Annotated in this window: 15 protein-coding genes and 1 pseudogene; 12 read left to right on the top strand and 4 right to left on the bottom strand. The window is 72.0% G+C overall.

Features of this window, described 5'->3' with window-relative positions:
• The 5 genes and pseudogenes from ACFYZB_RS37330 to ACFYZB_RS37310 all read left to right on the top strand — a co-directional run.
• A pseudogene (locus ACFYZB_RS37330) lies at positions 1-153 on the top strand (IS110 family transposase); the annotation flags it as partial.
• Between the two features lie 33 nt (positions 154-186).
• Entirely contained in the window at positions 187-1,476 is a 1,290-nt protein-coding gene (gene pcaC / locus ACFYZB_RS37325) for a 4-carboxymuconolactone decarboxylase (RefSeq protein ID WP_388766047.1), read from the top strand.
• A gap of 69 nt (positions 1,477-1,545) precedes the next feature.
• A complete protein-coding gene (locus ACFYZB_RS37320) occupies positions 1,546-2,181 on the top strand; it encodes an MBL fold metallo-hydrolase (protein WP_351214688.1) in 636 nt (211 codons plus the stop codon).
• Between the two features lie 35 nt (positions 2,182-2,216).
• A complete protein-coding gene (locus tag ACFYZB_RS37315) occupies positions 2,217-2,996 on the top strand; it encodes an exodeoxyribonuclease III (RefSeq protein ID WP_388766045.1) in 780 nt (259 codons plus the stop codon).
• Between the two features lie 16 nt (positions 2,997-3,012).
• Positions 3,013-3,432: a DUF6278 family protein gene (locus tag ACFYZB_RS37310; protein ID WP_351214684.1), complete on the top strand. Its 420-nt coding sequence runs from the start codon at positions 3,013-3,015 to the stop codon at positions 3,430-3,432.
• 191 nt (positions 3,433-3,623) lie between these two features.
• On the opposite strand, the gene ACFYZB_RS37305 is transcribed toward ACFYZB_RS37310, so the two are convergent.
• Positions 3,624-5,192, bottom strand: a complete 1,569-nt coding sequence (locus ACFYZB_RS37305) for a CocE/NonD family hydrolase (protein WP_388766043.1) — start codon at positions 5,190-5,192, stop codon at positions 3,624-3,626.
• Between the two features lie 107 nt (positions 5,193-5,299).
• Positions 5,300-6,049: a hypothetical protein gene (locus tag ACFYZB_RS37300; protein WP_388766040.1), complete on the bottom strand. Its 750-nt coding sequence runs from the start codon at positions 6,047-6,049 to the stop codon at positions 5,300-5,302.
• Between the two features lie 108 nt (positions 6,050-6,157).
• Here ACFYZB_RS37300 and ggt point away from each other — a divergent pair, with 108 nt between their 5' ends.
• On the top strand, positions 6,158-7,960 hold the full coding sequence (gene ggt, locus ACFYZB_RS37295; RefSeq protein WP_388766039.1) for a gamma-glutamyltransferase: 1,803 nt from the start codon (positions 6,158-6,160) through the stop codon (positions 7,958-7,960).
• A gap of 53 nt (positions 7,961-8,013) precedes the next feature.
• Here the strand turns inward: ggt and ACFYZB_RS37290 are convergent, their stop codons facing one another.
• Both ACFYZB_RS37290 and map read right to left on the bottom strand, forming a co-directional pair.
• Positions 8,014-10,548, bottom strand: a complete 2,535-nt coding sequence (locus tag ACFYZB_RS37290) for an ATP-dependent Clp protease ATP-binding subunit (RefSeq protein ID WP_388766037.1) — start codon at positions 10,546-10,548, stop codon at positions 8,014-8,016.
• 117 nt (positions 10,549-10,665) lie between these two features.
• Complete coding sequence (gene map, locus ACFYZB_RS37285) at positions 10,666-11,442, bottom strand: type I methionyl aminopeptidase (RefSeq protein WP_388766034.1); 777 nt, start codon at positions 11,440-11,442, stop codon at positions 10,666-10,668.
• Between the two features lie 61 nt (positions 11,443-11,503).
• Here map and ACFYZB_RS37280 point away from each other — a divergent pair, with 61 nt between their 5' ends.
• From ACFYZB_RS37280 to ACFYZB_RS37255, 6 genes are all read left to right on the top strand, one after another.
• Complete coding sequence (locus tag ACFYZB_RS37280; RefSeq protein ID WP_351214673.1) at positions 11,504-11,755, top strand: helix-turn-helix transcriptional regulator; 252 nt, start codon at positions 11,504-11,506, stop codon at positions 11,753-11,755.
• A 138-nt stretch (positions 11,756-11,893) separates the two neighbouring features.
• A complete protein-coding gene (locus ACFYZB_RS37275; protein WP_388766032.1) occupies positions 11,894-13,822 on the top strand; it encodes a hypothetical protein in 1,929 nt (642 codons plus the stop codon).
• A gap of 206 nt (positions 13,823-14,028) precedes the next feature.
• Positions 14,029-14,871, top strand: coding sequence for a nitrilase-related carbon-nitrogen hydrolase (locus tag ACFYZB_RS37270; protein WP_351214671.1), 843 nt, complete (start codon positions 14,029-14,031; stop codon positions 14,869-14,871).
• A gap of 29 nt (positions 14,872-14,900) precedes the next feature.
• The gene (locus ACFYZB_RS37265; RefSeq protein WP_388766055.1) at positions 14,901-16,151 is read left to right on the top strand and encodes an aspartate aminotransferase family protein; all 1,251 of its coding nucleotides are present in this window, start codon (positions 14,901-14,903) and stop codon (positions 16,149-16,151) included.
• A gap of 16 nt (positions 16,152-16,167) precedes the next feature.
• Positions 16,168-17,733: a PucR family transcriptional regulator gene (locus ACFYZB_RS37260; protein WP_388766030.1), complete on the top strand. Its 1,566-nt coding sequence runs from the start codon at positions 16,168-16,170 to the stop codon at positions 17,731-17,733.
• A gap of 155 nt (positions 17,734-17,888) precedes the next feature.
• Positions 17,889-18,731 (top strand): nitrilase-related carbon-nitrogen hydrolase, encoded by an 843-nt coding sequence (locus tag ACFYZB_RS37255; protein ID WP_351214667.1) that lies wholly within the window; start codon positions 17,889-17,891, stop codon positions 18,729-18,731.
• The last annotated feature ends 3 nt before the right edge of the window (positions 18,732-18,734 follow it).

Below are 18,734 nucleotides of genomic sequence, written 5' to 3'. Positions count from 1 at the left end.
CGCCTGCGCCACGACCCGCGCACGCAGGCGTACTACGAACGCCGCACGCAGGAGGGCAAGACCCGGCGTGAGATCGTCCGATGCCTCAAGCGATATGCCGCCCGCGAGGTCTTCAACCTGGTCAGAACGGTATCCAGCGTTCCCCCGTTATAGGGGCAGTCCGTGAGACGTGAGAGGGTCTGGGGCGTGAGTGAGACACCACCGAACACCCTGCAATACCGCTTTGACGGGCCAGAAGACGCTCCGGTCCTGATCCTGGGTCCCTCACTGGGTACCACATGGCACATGTGGGACCGCCAGGTCCCGGAGCTGGCCAAGCAGTGGCGGGTTCTCCGGTTCGACCTGCCCGGACACGGCGGGGCGCCCGCCCGGCCGGCCGGATCCGTCGCCGAGCTGGCCACCCGGCTGCTGGCCACGCTGGACTCGCTCGGCGTGCAGCGGTTCGGTTACGCGGGCTGTGCGCTGGGCGGTGCCGTCGGTATCGAGCTGGCGCTGCGCCACCCCGAGCGGCTCGCCTCGCTGGCCCTGGTCGCGGCCTCACCCCGGTTCGGCACCGCCGACGAGTTCCGGCAGCGCGGGGTGATCGTCCGCACCAACGGGCTCGACCCGATCGCCCGTACCTCGCCCGACCGCTGGTTCACCGGCTCCTTCGCCGCGGCCCAGCCGGCGATCACCGAGTGGGCGGTGCAGATGGTCCGCACCACCGACCCGGGCTGCTACATCGCCGCCTGCGAGGCGCTCGCATCCTTCGACGTCAGGGCCGAGCTCGGCCGGGTCGGCGTGCCGACGCTCGTGCTCGTCGGCGCCGACGACCAGGTCACCGGGCCCGCCGAGGCCCGCACCCTGGTCGCCGGCATACCGGACGCCCGCCTCGCGGTCGTCCCCGGCGCCTCCCACCTGGTCCCGGTCGAGCAGCCGGCGGCCGTCACCGACCTGCTGGTGCACCACTTCTCCACCGCCTGGCAGCAGCCCTACGACACCGGCCAGACGGCCCTGCCGTCGGCGGCGGTCGTCCCGGCCCCGGCCATGCCGCCGGCGGCCGTACCGGTCGCCGAGATAGCCCCGGCCGCCGTACCGGCGCAGCCGGCCACGCGGCCCGACCGGTACGAGACCGGGCTCAAGATCCGCCGGGAGGTGCTCGGCGACGCGCACGTGGACCGGGTGCTGGCCGAGTCCGACGGGTTCTCCGGGGAGTTCCAGGAGTTCATCACCCGCTACGCCTGGGGCGAGATCTGGGACCGGCCGGGCCTGGACCGCCGTACCCGCAGCTGCGTCACGCTGACCGCGCTGGTCGCGGGCGGCCATCTGGAGGAGCTGGCCGTCCACACCCGGGCCGCCCTGCGCAACGGGCTCACCCCGGACGAGATCAAGGAGGTGCTGCTGCAGGCGGCCGTGTACTGCGGGGTGCCGGCCGCGAACAGCGCGTTCCGGGTGGCCCGGCAGGTCATCCTGGAGGAGACCACACCCGCCGAGTGAACGCCGGGGGGAACACCGGGCGAGTGCCGAGTGCGCCCCGTGCCGCCGTACGCGGCAGGATGGTGTGACATGAAGCTCACGAAGAAGTCCCACGCCTGTGTCCGCCTCGACAAGGGCGGTCAGACGCTCGTCATCGACCCGGGAGGGTTCAGCGAGGAGGACGCCGCGCTCGGCGCCGACGCCATCCTGATCACGCACGAGCACCCGGACCACTTCGACGAGTTCCGGCTCCGGGCCGCCATGGAGAACAACCCCGCGGCCCGGATCTGGACGCTGAAGTCCGTCGCCGAACGGATCACGGCCGCCTTCCCGGGCCGGGTGCACACCGTCGGCCACGGCGACACCTTCACCGCGGCCGGCTTCGACGTGCAGGTCCACGGCGAACTGCACGCGGTGATCCACCCGGACATCCCGCGGATCACCAACGTCGGCTTCCTCGTCGACGGCGGCAAGGTCTTCCACCCCGGCGACGCCCTGACCGTCCCCGCCCATCCCGTCGAGACGCTGATGCTCCCGGTGATGGCCCCCTGGAACAAGATCTCCGAGGTCATCGACTACGTCCGCGAGGTCAGGCCGCGGCGCGCCTACGACGTCCACGACGCCCTGCTGACCGACCTGGCCCGCCCGATCTACGACCGCCAGATCGGCGCCCTGGGCGGCACGGACCACCAGCGGCTGACCCCGGGAGCCTCGGCGGAGGTCTGAGCCCGTTGTCACAGGCTCCGGGTAGGTTGTGAGGCATGCGCATCGCTACCTGGAACGTGAACTCGATCACCGCCCGCCTCCCGAGGCTGCTGGCCTGGCTGGAGAGCAGCGGCACCGACGTGCTGTGCCTGCAGGAGGCCAAGGTCGCCGAGGAGCAGTTCCCGTTCGACCAGCTGCGCGAGCTGGGCTACGAGTCGGCGGTCCACGCGACCGGCCGGTGGAACGGCGTGGCGGTGCTCTCCCGCGTCGGCATCGAGGACGTCGTCAAGGGCCTGCCCGGCGACCCGGGCTTCGACGGCGTGACCGAGCCGCGCGCCATCTCGGCGACCTGCGGCCCGGTCCGCGTCTGGTCGGTGTACGTCCCCAACGGCCGCGAGGTGGAGCACCCGCACTACGCCTACAAGATCCAGTGGTTCGAGGCCCTGAAGGCGGCCGTCGCCGGTGACGCGGGCGCCGGCCGCCCGTTCGCCGTCCTGGGCGACTACAACGTGGCACCGACGGACGACGACGTCTACGACCCGGCCGTCTTCGAGGGCTCCACCCATGTCACCCCCGCCGAGCGCGCCGCCCTCGCCTCCCTGCGCGAGGCCGGCCTGAACGACGTGGTGCCGCGCCCGCTGAAGTACGACCACCCGTTCACGTACTGGGACTACCGCCAGCTCTGCTTCCCGAAGAACCGCGGCATGCGCATCGACCTGGTGTACGGCAACGCGCCGTTCGCCAAGGCCGTCAAGGACGCCTACGTCGACCGCGAGGAGCGCAAGGGCAAGGGTGCCTCCGATCACGCTCCGGTGGTGGTCGACCTCGACGTCTGATGCGACGCTTGAGTCCATGAACCTTCCGTTCCTGGGCCACCGGCACAAGAAGAGCGGTGACGCGGCCATCCCCGCCGACCCGGAGGGGATCGCCGCGCTGCTCTCCGAGTGCGAACTGCTCCGCTCGCAGGCGGCCCGGGCGGGCGTCCGCCTCGACGACACTCCGGCCTCCCTGGAGGCCCTGGACCAGCTGGTCCCGCGCTGGCGCGACGACGCCGAGACGCTGCCCCGGCTGGGCAACGACGCGGGACTGTATCTGGGCACGGTCGTGGTGCGCACCGTGCCCGGCGCCGCCTGGCTGATCCGTCCCGACGGGGAGCCCGTCGTACGGCTGGCCTCCGGCCGTGAGGTCGAGGTGACGGGCCCCGGGCAGGACTGGGCCGCGAGCGGCGTCCCCGAACTGTCCCAGCTGTACGCGGAGATCGCCGAGACCTGAGCCGGTATCCCGCCTACGCCACCGGCCGGTTCACGTACACCGAGCGGATGCCCCGCCCGGCGGGGAGGAGTTCCTCCCTGCCGGGCGGGGCATCACCGCCAACCTCGACTAAGATGTGCCGTTCTGCATGCTGCGAGACCCCAGGGGGCGGCAGTTCACACGGGCCAGGCTCGTCCGGCGGCAGCCGGAGATCACTGCTCGCCGAGCGGGACGGACACGTACGACGGGTCGTCCGGGGGTGAGGAGAAGGTCAGCTGCGCGCCGGACGGGTTGTGCTCGATGTACAGCGGGTCGACCGTGTCGACCACCAGCGCGAGGCGGTGCCCGGCGGGAACGTCGTAGGCCGTGGAGAACAGGTCCAGGTCGACGTCGAACGGCTCGCCGGGCGTCCGCCCGTGCCAGGTGTACGGCGCGTTGGTGACCAGCTTGCCGATGCCGAGCGGCCCCACGTCGTACAGGTAGGCAATGAGGGTGCCGCTCTCCGCGGTCGGCGTGAGCGTGGTGTGCAGGGTGGCCGTGCCGCGCACCTTCTGGGTGTTGCCGTACCGCTCCGACTGCCACACGGCCGCCCAGCGGCGCGGCAGCAGCGGGAGGGCGGCCATGGGCGGCACCTGGGCGACCTGGTCGAGGATGCTGGAGAGGAAGACGATCCCGCCGTCCGCGCCGGAGTCGACGTTCGCGTGGATGGTGGTGGAGCCCGGCAGCGCGAGCTTCCGCCGCGTGGCGACGACCGACTTCCAGTCCGGGTAGCCCTCGTACCCCCCCGCGCTACGGGACTTCAGCTGGACCGGCTGTTCACGGTCGATGCCGTTGTCGGTGCCCCTCAGGTAGTGATCGAACCAGCGCTCGGTGTCCGTCCAGACGTCGTTGGGCAGCCCGAACAGGCCGGTCAGCTCGGGGGTCGCATGGTCGCCGGGGCGCATCTCCAGCCGCTTGGGCACCTTCAGCTTCTGGTAGAAGTCGGCGTACTCGTTGGGGTTGAAGACGGTGTCGCCCCAGGCGTTGGCGAGCATGACGGCCGCGCCGTTGCTGTTGAGCTGGTCGACATAGGTCGCGGGGGAGCGTTTCCGCCCCCAGTCGATCATCTCCTGTTCCTTCGACAGGTTCGAGGAGTACAGGTTGTCGAAGATCTCCCGCAGTTCGGGGCTCTCCCGGCCGGTGAGGGTGGCCGTCCCGTCCAGCAGGGCCGCCGCCTGGACGTGCTGGGTGCGGCCCGAGTAGATCGAGTCGATCAGGTCCGCCCAGCCGCTGAGCGCGGCCACGGCCTTGATGCGCTTGTCGTGCGCGGCGGCGAGCAGGCTGATCCCGGCGCCGTACGACACTCCCGCCATGCCCACGTGCCGGGGGTCGGCCGGGGTGTTCGCGAGGGCCCAGTCGATGACCTTGGAGGCGTCCGCTATGTCCGGCGGACCGGCCACTTCTATCTGGCCGCCGGACTGCCAGAAACCGCGCACGTTGTAGGTGAGCACCACATAGCCGGCGTCGGCGAGCTTCTGGGCCTGCGCCAGGTACTCCACCTGCGGCAGGCTCCAGCTCGTGGGCAGCACGATGAGCGGGTAGCTGTGCGAGCCGTCGGCGCCGGCGGGCGTGACGACGTTCGCCTTCAGTACGGTGCCGCCGTCGCCGGTGATGTCGACGAACCGGACGCTCGGGGTGCCGGCCTGCGCGACGGGTGCCAGTCCGACGACGCTGCCGGCGATGAGCGCCGCCGAAACGGCTCCTGCGGCGGCGGTCCGCAGAGCGGTGCGACCGTGTCCCATGGGTCACTCCCTCACTTGTGTCAGTGCAAAGTGACCCGACGGTAACCTGGCGCATTACCGCAAGTAACCCGTCGGTAAGTTACGTACCAGTAAAGATTGTTGAACCGCTACGCGGCCGTATCGGCGGAAGCCGTCTCGGGCAGCGGCGTCCGCGCCGCCCGCGTCACGTCCGCCACGAGCTCGACCACATCCGGGCCGTACGCCTGAGAGTTGACCACCTTCAGCAGCAGCACGAAGGTGCCGGTGCCGTACTTGCGGTGCAGCCGCTCGTGGTGGCGGGCGAGATAGCGGGTGGCGGCCTGGTTGTCGACGGCCCGCTGACCGCAGAAGAGGAACACCGGGCGGGAGTCCTCCTGCCCGTCCGCGGTGAGCCGGGCGAGCAGAACGTACTCGTTCCGGCCGCGCTCCATGCGGTACTGCTCCCCGCCGATCCGGAACGTCCCCCGCTCCGCCACCGGTTCGGACTCCGTGTTGACCCACACGCCCGGCAGCAGCGAGGAGAGGTGGGCCGCCATCCGGCGGTTCGAGTAGGGCCCGCCGACGCAGAACTCCGTCCGCTCGCCGAAGCCTTCCTGGGTCCCGTCGTGTCCCACCACCTGGGCGCGCGCATGGCAGTCCTTGATCAGGGCGGAGAGTTCCATCAGGGCGTACATGTCGTAGCGCTTCACCGACAGCTCCGGTCCGCCTGACGCGCGAGGGACCACGAGCAGCGACTCCGAGTGGTCCGGCAGCCCGAAGAACGCCTGTCTGCGCCGCAGTTTGCGCCGCCACAGGTACGTACGGGCGAGCCAGCCAAGCGAGGCCGATATCCCGGTCGCCACCAGGCCCAGGACGATGTTGCGGAGATCGTCGTTCATGGCCGCGCATGGTAGCGGTCCCGGACGACGGCAGCGGTACGCCAGGCGTACTGTCGGTACTACGGCAATCTGGTTACGCTGCGCGGACTGTCCCGACGGGAGGTTCGGATGGGTCGTCCTGGCACGCGGAAACTGGCGGTTCTGGCGGTCTCGGCCGCGCTGGTGTCGGTGGGGGCGGGGGCGCCACCCGCCGCGACGAAGAGCGGAGCTCCCCCCAAGGTTCCCGTGGCCGTCGGCTACGGCGGCGCGGTCTCCAGCGTCGACGCGGACGCCTCCGCCGCGGGCATCGAGGTACTCAGACACGGCGGCAACGCGGTCGACGCGGCCGTCGCCACCGCCGCCGCCCTCGGCGTCACCGAGCCCTACTCCGCCGGCATCGGCGGAGGCGGCTACTTCGTCTACTACGACGCCAAGTCCCGTACGGTGCACACCATCGACGGCCGCGAGACGGCGCCGCTCAGCGCCGACTCCGACCTGTTCCTGGAGCACGGCAAGCCCCTCTCCTTCGCCGACGCCGTCAGCAGCGGCCTGAGCGTCGGCACCCCCGGCACGCCCGCGACCTGGCAGAGCGCGCTGGACGAGTGGGGCAGCGAACGGCTCGGCACGGTGCTGAGGCCGGCCGAGCGGATCGCCCGTGACGGCTTCACGGTGGACGACACCTTCCGTTCGCAGACCGCGTCCAACGAAACCCGGTTCCGCTACTTCCCGGACACCGCCAAGCTGTTCCTGCCGAACGGGCAGCTGCCGGTCGTCGGCTCCACCTTCAAGAACCCCGAACTCGCCCGGACCTACGAGGAACTGGGCCGCAGGGGCACCGGCGCCGTCTACCGCGGGGACATCGGTGACGACATCGTCAAGACGGTCGAACACCCGCCCGTGGACCCCGCCTCCGGCTGGAACGCCCGCCCCGGCAAGCTGGCCGAGAAAGACCTGGCCGTCTACCGGGCCAAGTTCCAGGCGCCCACCAGGACGTCGTACCGCGGCCTGAACGTGTACTCCATCGCCCCCTCCTCCTCGGGCGGCACCACGGTCGGCGAGGCCCTCAACATCCTGGAGAACACCGACCTGTCGAGGGCGAGCGAGGCGCAGTACCTGCACCACTTCATCGAGGCCGGCCGGATCGCCTTCGCGGACCGCGGACGCTGGGTCGGCGACCCCGCCTTCGAGGACGTACCGACCAAAGAGCTGCTGTCCCAGCGGTACGCCGACTCGCGGGCCTGCCTGATCAAGGACGACGCGGTCCTCACCAGCCCGCTCGCCCCCGGCGACCCGCGCCACCCCGCGGCCTGCGGCCAGGACGGTACGGCGGCCCCGACGACGTACGAGGGCCAGAACACCACGCATCTGACTGTGGCCGACAAGTGGGGCAACGTCGTCTCCTACACGCTCACCATCGAGCAGACCGGCGGCAGCGGCATCACCGTGCCCGGCCGCGGCTTCCTACTCAACAACGAGCTGACCGACTTCTCCTTCACCCCGGCCAACCCGGCCGTGCACGACCCGAACCTGCCGGGGCCGGGCAAGCGGCCGCGCTCCTCGATCTCCCCGACGATCGTGCTGGACAGGAACAACCGGCCCGTGGTGGCGCTCGGTTCCCCCGGTGGCGCGACCATCATCACCACCGTCCTGCAGACCCTCACCGAGTTTCTCGACCGGCATCTGCCGCTGGTCGACGCGATCGCCGCACCCCGCGCCAGCCAGCGCAACACGGCGAAGACGGAGCTCGAACCGGCCCTCTACAACAGTGACCTGAGGAAACAGCTGGAGGCCATCGGGCACTCCTTCTCGCTCAACCCCGAGATCGGCGCGGCGACCGGCGTGCAACGGCTGCCGGGCGGCAAGTGGCTGGCCGCGGCCGAGAAGGTACGGCGCGGCGGCGGCTCGGCGATGGTGGTGAACCCGGCGCCGTAGCGGGCCGTGGTCCCACAACTCCGTCGCAGGTCGCAGGCCGACCCGGTGTGTTCCTACAACTCGGGTGCGGGCGGCCGGGATTCCTCCGTGCGGAAGTCCAGCCGTCCGTCCCGTGTGTCCACCGTCACCCGGCTGCCCTCCGTGATCGTGCCGTTGAGCAGCAGCCGGGACAGCTGGTTGTCCACCTCCCGCTGAATGGTGCGGCGCAGCGGCCGGGCGCCGTACTCCGGCTGGTAGCCACGCTCGGCGATCCAGTCGACGGCCGCGTCCGTGAACGTGACCGTGACGCCCTGCCCGTCCAGCAGCCGCCGGGTGCCCTCCAGCAACAGGTCGGTGATCCGCCGCAGTTGCTCGCCGGTGAGCTGCCTGAAGACCACGATCTCGTCGATGCGGTTGAGGAACTCCGGCCGGAAGTGCTCGCGCAGCGGCCGCAGGATCTGCTCGCGTCGCGCCTCCTCGTCCGCGTCCGCCCCGCCCGGCCCGAACCCGATCCCGGCACCGCGCCGGGTGATCGCCTCGGAACCCAGGTTGCTGGTCATCACGATCACCGTGTTGGTGAAGTCGACCGTACGGCCCTGGGAGTCCGTCAGCCGGCCGTCGTCCAGGACCTGCAGCAGGATGTTGAAGACGTCAGGGTGGGCCTTCTCCACCTCGTCCAGCAGGAGCAGCGAGTACGGGTGCCGGCGCACCACCTCGGTGAGCTGCCCGGCCTCCTCGTGGCCGACGTACCCGGGCGGGGCGCCGACCAGCCGGGAGACGGTGTGCCGCTCCTGGTACTCGCTCATGTCGAGCCGGACCATGCGGTCCTCGCTGCCGAACAGCGCCTCGGCGAGCGCCCGGGCCAGCTCGGTCTTGCCGACGCCGGTCGGGCCGAGGAACAGGAAGCTGCCGATCGGCCGGTGCGGGCTCGCGAGCCCCGCACGGGAGCGCAGGACGGCCTCCGAGACCACGGCGACGGCCTCCTCCTGGCCGACGACCCGCTCGTGCAGGTGTTCCTCCAGGCCGAGCAGCCGTTCCTTCTCCTCCTGGGTCAGCCGGCTGACCGGGATGCCGGTCTGCCGGGACACCACCTCGGCGACGGCCTCCGCCGTCACCTCCAGGTCCAGGCCCTCGTCGACCTTGTCGTCCCCGCTCGCCTCGGCGATCCGCTGCTTCAGCTCGCCGATCCGGTCGCGCAGCTCCTTGGCCTTGTCGTAGTCCTCGCCGGCGACCGCCTGGTCCTTGTCCAGCACGAGCTGGTCGACCTCGCGCTCCATCGCCCGTACGTCCGTGCCCTTGGTGCGGGCGCCGAGCCGTACCCGGGCGCCCGCCTGGTCGATCAGGTCGATCGCCTTGTCCGGCAGCCGCCGGTCGGTGAGATACCGGTCGGACAGCTCCACCGCGGCGACCAGCGCCTCGTCGGTGTAGCGGACCTGGTGGTGGGCCTCGTACCGGTCGCGCAGCCCGCGCAGGATCTCTATGGTGTCCTCGGCCGTCGGCTCGGGCACCAGGACCGGCTGGAACCGGCGGGCCAGCGCCGCGTCCTTCTCGATCCTGCGGAACTCCTCCAGCGTGGTCGCGCCCACGATGTGCAGCTCGCCCCGGGCCAGGGCGGGCTTGAGGATGTTGCCGGCGTCCATCGCGCCGCCCTCGCCGCCGGTGCCCGCGCCCACGACGGTGTGCAACTCGTCGATGAACACGATCAGCCGGTCCGAGTGGGCGCGGATCTCCTCCACGATGTTGTTCAGGCGCTCCTCGAAGTCGCCCCGGTAGCGGGTGCCGGCGACCACGCCGGTCAGGTCCAGGGCGACGACCCGGCGGCCCGCCAGGATGTCCGGGACGTCCGAGTCGGCGATGCGCTGGGCGAGGCCCTCGACGATGGCCGTCTTGCCGACCCCCGCGTCCCCGATGAGGACGGGGTTGTTCTTGCCGCGCCGGGACAGCACCTCGATGGTCTGCTCGATCTCGGTGTCCCGGCCGATGACCGGGTCGATCCGGCCCTGCCGGGCCAGCTCGGTCAGGTCACGGCCGTACTTGTCCAGCGTGGGCGTGCCGGTGGCGCGCTGCCGCTCCACGCGGACCTGGGTGCCCTCCGGGACCTCGGGCGGCAGCGAGCCGGCCGAGAACCGGGCCGCGTTCAGGATGTGGCCGGCCGCCGAGTCCGGGTTGGCGGCCAGCGCGCTCAGGACGTGTTCCGGGCCGATGTACCCCGCACCGCTCGCCCGTGCCATGTCGTGCGCGTCCAGCAGGGCGCGTTTGACGGCCGGGGTGAGCGACAGCGAGGTCGGCGGTGGCACCTCGCCCGGCGGGTGCTGGGTCGGTCCGGCCCGGTCGTCGATCTCCGACGCCAGCGAGTCCGGGTCCGCGCCCGCGCGGCTCAGCAGGCTCCGGGTGGGCTCGGCCGCCACGGCGGCGCGCAGCAGGTGCTGGGTGTCCAGGTCCCGGCTGCCGTGCTCGGCCGCGTACAGGGCGGCCCCTCTGACCAGCTCGCGGGCCGGCTGGCTGAGCAGGCGGCCGATGTCGATGTGGCGTTTGGCTCCGCTGGGCGGGCCGCCGAAGAAGCGAGCCAGGAATTCGCCGAAGGGGTCAGGAGGGTAGCCGTTGGTCATGGCGATGCGCTTCCTTCGCTGACGACTGGCTCCGCCGGGTAACCGGGTGGGGGCTGTTCATGCCCACGATGACACGAACCGTGGGGGGTGGCATGTTCGCCCACCTCCCCGCGCCCTCTAGGAGGTTTCCCGTGCCGTGAGGATCCGGGGACCGTTCTCCGTGATCGCCACCGTGTGCTCCACGTGGGCCGCGCGGGAGCCGTCGGTGGTCCGCAGGGTCCAGCCGTCGCTCGCCGCGACATAGTCGTCCTTGCCACCGGCGATGAGCATGGGCTCGATGGCCAGGGCCATGCCGGGGCGCAACGGCAGTCCCCGCCCCGGGCGGCCCTCGTTGGGGACGTCCGGGTCCTCGTGCATACGGCGGCCGACGCCATGACCGCCGAAGCCGTGCGGGATGCCGTAGCCGGCCGTACGGCAGACGCGGCCGACGGCGTGGGCGATGTCGCCGATGCGGTTGCCGGCGACGGCCGCCTCGATGCCCGCGGCCAGTGCCCGCTCGGCGGTCTCGATCAGACGGACGTCCGCCGGACGCGGGCGGCCCACGGTGAAGCTGATCGCGGAGTCGCCGACCCAGCCGTCCAGGGTGGCGCCGCAGTCGATCGAGACCAGGTCGCCGTCGCGGAGCCGGTAGCGGGTGGGGACGCCGTGCACGATCGCGTCGTTCACGGAGGCGCAGATCACGGCGGGGAAGGGGGTCGGCGCGAAGGAGGGGCGGTAGCCGAGGAACGGCGACGAAGCGCCGGCCTCGCGCAGTACCTCCCGTGCCACCTCGTCCAGCTCCAGCAGGGAGACGCCGACGTCCGCGGCCCGTCGTACGGCCGTCAGGGCCCGCCCGACGACCTGCCCCGCCGCGTGCATCGCGTCGATCGATGTGTCCGTCTTCAGTTCCACCATGCCAATTACTATACCGGTATTTTAATGGGGGGCGCCTGCGGGCCGGTATTAGAATGGGTCCATGGTGCGTACCCCTCTCACACCCGAAGAGCGCGAACGCGGCGAGCGGCTCGGGCAGTTGCTGCGCGAGGCGCGCGGCGCCCGGAGCATGACCGAGGTCGCCGCGCAGGCGGGTGTCTCCGCCGAGACGCTCCGCAAGATCGAGACGGGCCGGGCTCCGACCCCCGCGTTCTTCACCGTGGCCGCGCTGGCCGGGGTGCTGGGGCTGTCCATGGACGAGCTGGTCGCGCGGTGCGCCCTCGTGGTCGCGTGAGGCGGCCCGTCCGCGCAGTGGCCGGGGGCCCGCGATGAGGTGCCCGCGCTCTGCCGGAAAACTCTGTGTAGCAGTGCCGTAACACGACTCGTGTTGCCTACCCACCGAAAGTGCCGGCGGTCGGGTGGGAGCTGAGCGATGGTCGTGGATCGACTTCCCAGCGGAGTGCGGGAGTTCGCGGGCTACCTGGACGGTCTGCTGGCGCGGCTGGACCAGGACGACGGGTGGAGCGGGGTCTTCTGGCGGCGTGACCCCGACGGCATGCGGGCCTGCCTGGACGGGCGCGAGGTGCTGCCGTGGGACGTGGTGGAGGCGCTGCTGGAGGACCTCGCCACGACGTACGGCACCGCCGCCGCCGGCGCCGAGCGGGAACGGGCCCGCGCCCTGTACCGGTCGGCGCTCACGGCGTACGACGCCCTTCCCGGCGCGCGCGACACCCTGCTGGACCGCCTCGACGTGATGCTCCGCGAACAGCGCTACGCCGCCGAACGCCAGGCCGAACTGACCCGCCTGCTGTCCACCCCGTCCACCACCGAGGACACCGGCTCCCTCCGCCTCGGTCTCGCCTGGGCCCGAGACGACCACGAGCGCGCCACCGCCCGCTGCGCGGAACTCCGGGACCGCTTGGCGGAACTGGACCGACGGGCGCCGGTGCGGGAGCGCGGGGTACGGCACTTGGGTGGTGCGAGCGGGCCGCTCTGGGCCGGGGGCGAAGCGGACGGGTCCCCTGTGGAGCGGCGTCTTCCGGAGGCCGGGCGCGATGGGCGGATGGTGGGGGAGGCGTGGTGGGGAGACCGGGGCGCGAGCGGGGTACGGCAAGGGGGCGAGCCCGGGCCGCCGTGGCGCGACGGAGAGGACGTGGCGGCCCCGCCCTCTCCGCCCCCGCCTGCGGACGGCTCCGCTCGGGCCCCGCACGCCGAGGGCTCGACTCGAGCTCCGTACATCGCGGCGTCCGCTCCGGTCCCGCACCCGGTCCCGCCCGCCCCTGCTGCCGCATCCCCTTCCGGCGCCGGCCGGGCGCCGCAAGCCACCTCTCCGGCTCACCACACCGAGCAGGCTGCGCAGGCCACCGCGCGTTCTCCGGAGGTCACTCGCGCCGTGCACTACACCCGGCCCTCGCTCCGCGCTGGTCAGGCCGCGCAAGCCGCCTCGCCCTCTCCGGGCGCCGGTCAGGCCGCGCAAGCCGCCTCCCCCTCGCCGGACGCCGCTCGGGCCGTGCACCCCACCCCTCCACCGCCATACCCCCACGCCGCCCCGCCCGCTTCTCGTGCCGTCCCCGTCGAGACCCGTGCCGCCACGGCCCCACCCCCCTCCCCGGCGACCGAGCCCGCGCCACCCGTCAAGCCGCGCAAGCGCCGGCGGGGCAGTGCGCGGTTCGCCGGGATGGTGGAGGAGGGGGCGGCCGCTGGTGTCGTGCTGCCGCAGGCGGCGCCGGTCGTGCCGGAGGCGCCCGCGCGTCGTACGCCGCGCGGGGCGCGGTTCGCCGGGGCCGGGCAGGCGGCCGAGCCCGCGACGGCTCCCGTCGAGGTGGTGGACGCCGAGGCGGTGGCCGCGGTGGCCGGGGTCGTGGAGCGGCTGGCGCGGTTGCGGGCCGAGGGGCGCAGCGGCGAGGCGCATGTGCTGCTCGTCGAGGTCGTGCAGTGGCCTCCCGGGCGGTTCCCGGCGCTCGCCGACGCGCTGCACCGCGCCGGGCTCGGCGCCGACTGGGCGACGCTGCTGTGGGAGACCGCCTCGCTGCCCGCGGAGCGGCTGGTGGCCGCCGCCGACGCGCTCACCGCGGCCGGACGGGAGGCCGACGGACGGGAGCTGCTGCGGCAGGGCGTGGACCGCCCGGCGGAGCAGATCGGCGCGGCCGTGCTGCGGCTGGCGGAGCAGGGGCGCATTCGGGAGGCGGGGGCTCTGCTGGACGCCTGCGTGCGGGTGCGTACGGCGGAGGAGGTCGCCCGGAGTGCCGTACCCGATCCGCACCGGCTCGTGCCGCTCCTGCTGGACGCCGCGCAGGCCGTCTCCGACGAGCGGCACTGGGACCTCGTGCACGCCCTGCGGGTGGCCGGGTACACGACGTGACCGGCAATCCGGCAGTTCGCCCGAGTATGCTCCTTTCGTCACGTCGAGCGACCTCGTCGCTCACCCACAGGAGTCAGGAAACGTGATCGACTCAGCGGGTTGACGACGATGGTCTTGGCAAGGGCCTCCCGGAGGCTTACTTTCGTCCCTCTACCGCCTGCTCTACGGGCGTAGAGGCTCTGACGGTCCCGTCGAAGGAGCAGCTCATGGCCAACGTCGTACGAGCCGCCCTGGTCCAGGCCACCTGGACCGGCGACACCGAGTCCATGGTGGCGAAACACGAGGAGCACGCCCGTGCGGCGGCCCGGCAGGGTGCCGGGGTCATCGGGTTCCAGGAGGTCTTCAACTCGCCCTACTTCTGCCAGGTCCAGGAGCCGGAGCACTACCGCTGGGCCGAGCCGGTGCCCGACGGGCCGACCGTGCGGCGGATGCAGGAGCTCGCGCGCGAGACCGGCATGGTCGTCGTGGTCCCGGTCTTCGAGGTCGAGCAGTCCGGCTTCTACTACAACACCGCCGCCGTGATCGACGCCGACGGGACCTACCTCGGCAAGTACCGCAAGCACCACATCCCGCAGGTCAAGGGCTTCTGGGAGAAGTACTACTTCAAGCCCGGCAATCTCGGATGGCCGGTCTTCGACACCGCGGTGGGCAAGGTCGGCGTCTACATCTGCTACGACCGGCACTTCCCGGAGGGCTGGCGGCAACTCGGCCTCAACGGCGCCCAGTTGGTCTACAACCCGTCGGCCACGCACCGCGGACTCTCCGCCCATCTGTGGCAGCTGGAGCAGCCGGCGGCCGCCGTCGCCAACGAGTACTTCGTCGCCGCCATCAACCGGGTGGGGCAGGAGGAGTACGGCGACAACGACTTCTACGGGACCAGTTACTTCGTCGATCCCCGTGGGCAGTTCGTCGGCGAGGTCGCGAGCGACAAGTCCGAGGAACTCCTCGTCCGTGACCTCGATTTCGACCTGATCGAGGAAGTGCGGCAGCAGTGGGCCTTCTACCGCGACCGCCGCCCCGACGCCTACGAAGGACTGGTGCAGCCGTGAACGACCTCTACTCCCGCCACCGCCAGGTCATGCCCGACTGGCTCGCCCTCTACTACGACGAGCCGATCGAGATCACCCACGGCGAGGGCCGCCACGTCTGGGACTCCGCCGGCAACAGGTACCTGGACTTCTTCGGCGGGATCCTGACGACCATGACCGCGCACGCGCTGCCCGAGGTGACCAAGGCGGTCGCCGAGCAGGCCGGGCGGATCATCCACTCCTCGACCCTCTACCTCAACCGGCCGATGGTCGAACTCGCCGAGCGCATCGCCCAGGTGAGCGGCATCCCGGACGCCCGGGTCTTCTTCACCACCTCCGGCACCGAGGCCAACGACACCGCCCTGCTGCTCGCCACCGCCTACCGGCGCAGCAACACGATCCTGGCGATGCGCAACAGCTACCACGGCCGCTCCTTCAGCACCGTCGGCATCACCGGCAACCGCAGTTGGTCGCCGACCTCGCTGTCCCCGCTGCAGACCCTGTACGTGCACGGCGGGGTGCGCACCCGGGGTCCCTTCGCCGAGCTGGACGACCGCGGGTTCATCGACGCCTGCGTCGCCGACCTCAGGGACATCCTCGGGCACACCCGCCCGCCCGCCGCGCTGATCGCCGAGCCGATCCAGGGTGTCGGCGGGTTCACCTCCCCGCCCGACGGGCTCTACGCCGCCTTCCGCGAGGTCCTGGAGGAGCGCGGCATCCTGTGGATCGCCGACGAGGTGCAGACCGGCTGGGGCCGTACCGGCGAGCACTTCTGGGGCTGGCAGGCGCATGCGCGCAGCGGCCCGCCGGACATCGTCACCTTCGCCAAGGGCATCGGCAACGGCTCCTCGATCGGCGGGGTGATCGCCCGCGCCGAGATCATGAACTGCCTGGACGCCAACAGCATTTCGACGTTCGGCGGCACCCAGCTCACCATGGCCGCCGGGCTGGCGAACCTGACGTATCTGCTGGAGCACGACCTGCAGGGCAACGCCCGCCGGGTCGGCGGCCTGCTCATCGAGCGGCTGCGGGCCGTCGCCGCCCAGCTGCCGGGAGTCCGGGAGGTGCGCGGCCGCGGGCTGATGATCGGCATCGAGCTGGTCAGGCCGGGCACGGACGAGGCCGATCCGCAGGCGGCCGCCGCCGTGCTGGAGGCGGCCCGCGAGGGCGGGCTGCTCATCGGCAAGGGCGGCGGCCACGACACCAGCGCCCTGCGCATCGCCCCACCGCTGTCGCTCACCGTGGCGGAGGCCGAGGAGGGCGCGGCGATCCTGGAACGGGCGCTCAGGAGTACGTACTAGAGAACGGTGTACGGCCATGACCACCACCCTGGAATCCCGGTACGGCTGGGAACCCGCGCTCTCCGTCCGCCAGGTGCTCACCCTGGAGCGGGTGCTCGCCGGGGAGCCCGAGGTGGTGGCCGGTGCCGGTCAGCTCGACCGGCCGGTGCGCTGGGTGCATGTCGCCGAGGCCGCCGACGTCGGGGTGATGCTCAGCGGCGGCGAGATGGTGCTCACCACCGGGGTGCTCCTGGCCGGCGACGAGGCCCGGCAGGCCGAGTACATCCAGTCGCTGCACCGGGCGGAGGCCTCCGCCGTCGTGCTCGGCCTCGGGCGGGCCTTCCCCACGCCGCCGGAGGTGATGCGCCGGGCCGCCGAGCGGTGCGGACTGCCGATGGTCGTCCTGCACCGGCCGTTCCCGTTCGCCGAGCTCACCGAGGAGGTCCAGTCCCGGCTGGTACGGCGGAAGTTCGCCGCCGTCAGCCTCTCGGAGACCGTACGGACCGAACTCACCGCCCTGATCACGGCCGGCGCGCCGCTGCAGCGCCTGCTCGACGAGGTCGCCCGGCACAGCGGCTGCCCGGTCGTCGTCACCAACCTCGCCCACCGCGTCCTCGCCACGGCGGGCGAGCGGTCCGCGGTGGACGACGTGCTGCGCGACTGGGAACGGGTCGCCCGGCAGGCCTCCGCCGGCGCGGACGGCGGCTGGATCAGCGCCGAGCTCGGCGGCCGCGGGGAGCGCTGGGGCCGGCTCCTGCTGTGCGGTTACCGGGGCGAGGCGGCCACCGGGCGGCTGCTCGCCGACCGGGCCGCCGAGGCGCTGGTCCTGCACCGCATGCTCGGCGGCGGCTCCGCGCACTCCTGGGAGGAGGAGTCCGCCCAGAGCCTCCTCACCGACCTGCTCTCCGGGGTCGTACCGGCGGGCCGGCTGCTGCCCAGGGCGCGTGCGGCGGGGCTGCCGGTCAACCGGCGCACCTTCGTGCCGCTCGTCGTCCTCGGCCGCGCCCCGGACGAACTCGACCGGGTACTACGCCTGTTGGGGATGTCCGGGCTGGTCGCCGAACTCGACGACGGCCGGGCCGCCGTGCTGCTCAGCCTCGCCCGCGACCAGGACGCCGAGGCCCTCACCGCGCACTTCGCGGCCCGGCTGCGCGCCGGGTCACAGGCCCTGGTCGCAGCCAGCGCCCCCCGTACCGGCTGGGACGACGTGCCCGCCGGACTGCGCGAGGCCCGGCATGTCGCCGACGCCGTCGCCGACTCCTCGGCCGCCCTCGACCTGCCGGCCGTGGTCCGCCTCAAGGACGTCCACCTGCGCGGACTGGTCCGGCTGCTGCGCGACGACCCGCAGGTGCAGTCCTTCGCCGAGCGGGAACTGGACGGCCTGCTGTGCACGTCCGAACCGGAGCTGCTGAACGTCCTGCGGACCTATCTCGCCACCGGCCGGAACAAGTCCCGCACCGCCCAGCTCCACCATGTCTCCCGGCCCGCCCTCTACCGCCGCCTGGAGGCCATACAGACCCGCCTCGGCGTCGACCTGGACGACTTCGAACAGGCGGCCTCCGTACACATCGCGCTCCTCGCGCACGACGCGCAACAGGGGTGAAACATGCGACGACCTGGGAAAACGGCGGTGAAACATGGGACTTGGCAGACGTGACACGGTGGCACGCCGGGCGCCCGCAGACGTGACACGCTGCCCGTCGAACCGCCCGCGCGGGCTTTCTACGCTCACGGCACACCGAGCTACCGGAGGTCCCGATGAGCCGAGTGATCCGTGCCGCCCTGTTCCAGACCGCGTGGACCGGCGACAAGGAATCCATGATCCAGGTCCACGAACAGGCGGCGCGCGACGCGGCCGCTCAGGGCGCCCAGGTCCTCTGCTTCCAGGAGCTGTTCTACGGCCCCTACTTCTGCCAGGTCCAGGACAAGGCCTTCTACGAGTACGCCGAGCGGATCCCCGAGGGCCCGACCGTGCGGCGCTTCCAGTCCCTCGCCCGCGAGCTGGGCATCGTCCTCGTGCTGCCGATGTACGAGGAGGAGCAGCCGGGCGTGCTGTACAACACCGCCGCCGTGATCGACGCGGACGGCTCCTACCTCGGCAAGTACCGCAAGACCCACATCCCCCAAGTGCGGGGATTCTGGGAGAAGTTCTACTTCCGCCCGGGCAACAGCGGCTGGCCCGTCTTCGACACGGCCGTCGGCCGGATCGGCGTCTACATCTGCTACGACCGCCACTTCCCCGAAGGCTGGCGGGCGTTGGGTCTCGCCGGGGCCGAGATCGTCTTCAACCCCTCCGCCACCTCGCGCGGCCTGTCCCGCTACCTCTGGCAGCTGGAGCAGCCGGCGGCGGCCGTCGCCAACGAGTACTTCGTCGGCGCGATCAACCGGGTCGGCGTGGAGGACCTGGGAGACAACGACTTCTACGGCACGACCTACTTCGTGGACCCCGAGGCCCAGTTCGTCGGCGAGGTCGCGAGCGACAAGGAGACCGAACTGGTCGTCCGCGACCTGGACCTGGCGAAACTCCGCGAGGTCCGGGACCGCTGGCAGTTCTACCGGGACCGGGCACCGGGGGCGTACACGCCGCTGACCGCACCCTGACCG

The sequence above is a fragment of the Streptomyces sp. NPDC001852 genome (genome assembly GCF_042891825.1).
In the GTDB taxonomy this organism is placed as follows: Bacteria; Actinomycetota; Actinomycetes; order Streptomycetales; family Streptomycetaceae; genus Streptomyces.
Note: the sequence above shows the minus strand (reverse complement) of the source record. Positions and strands in the feature narration are given on the sequence as shown.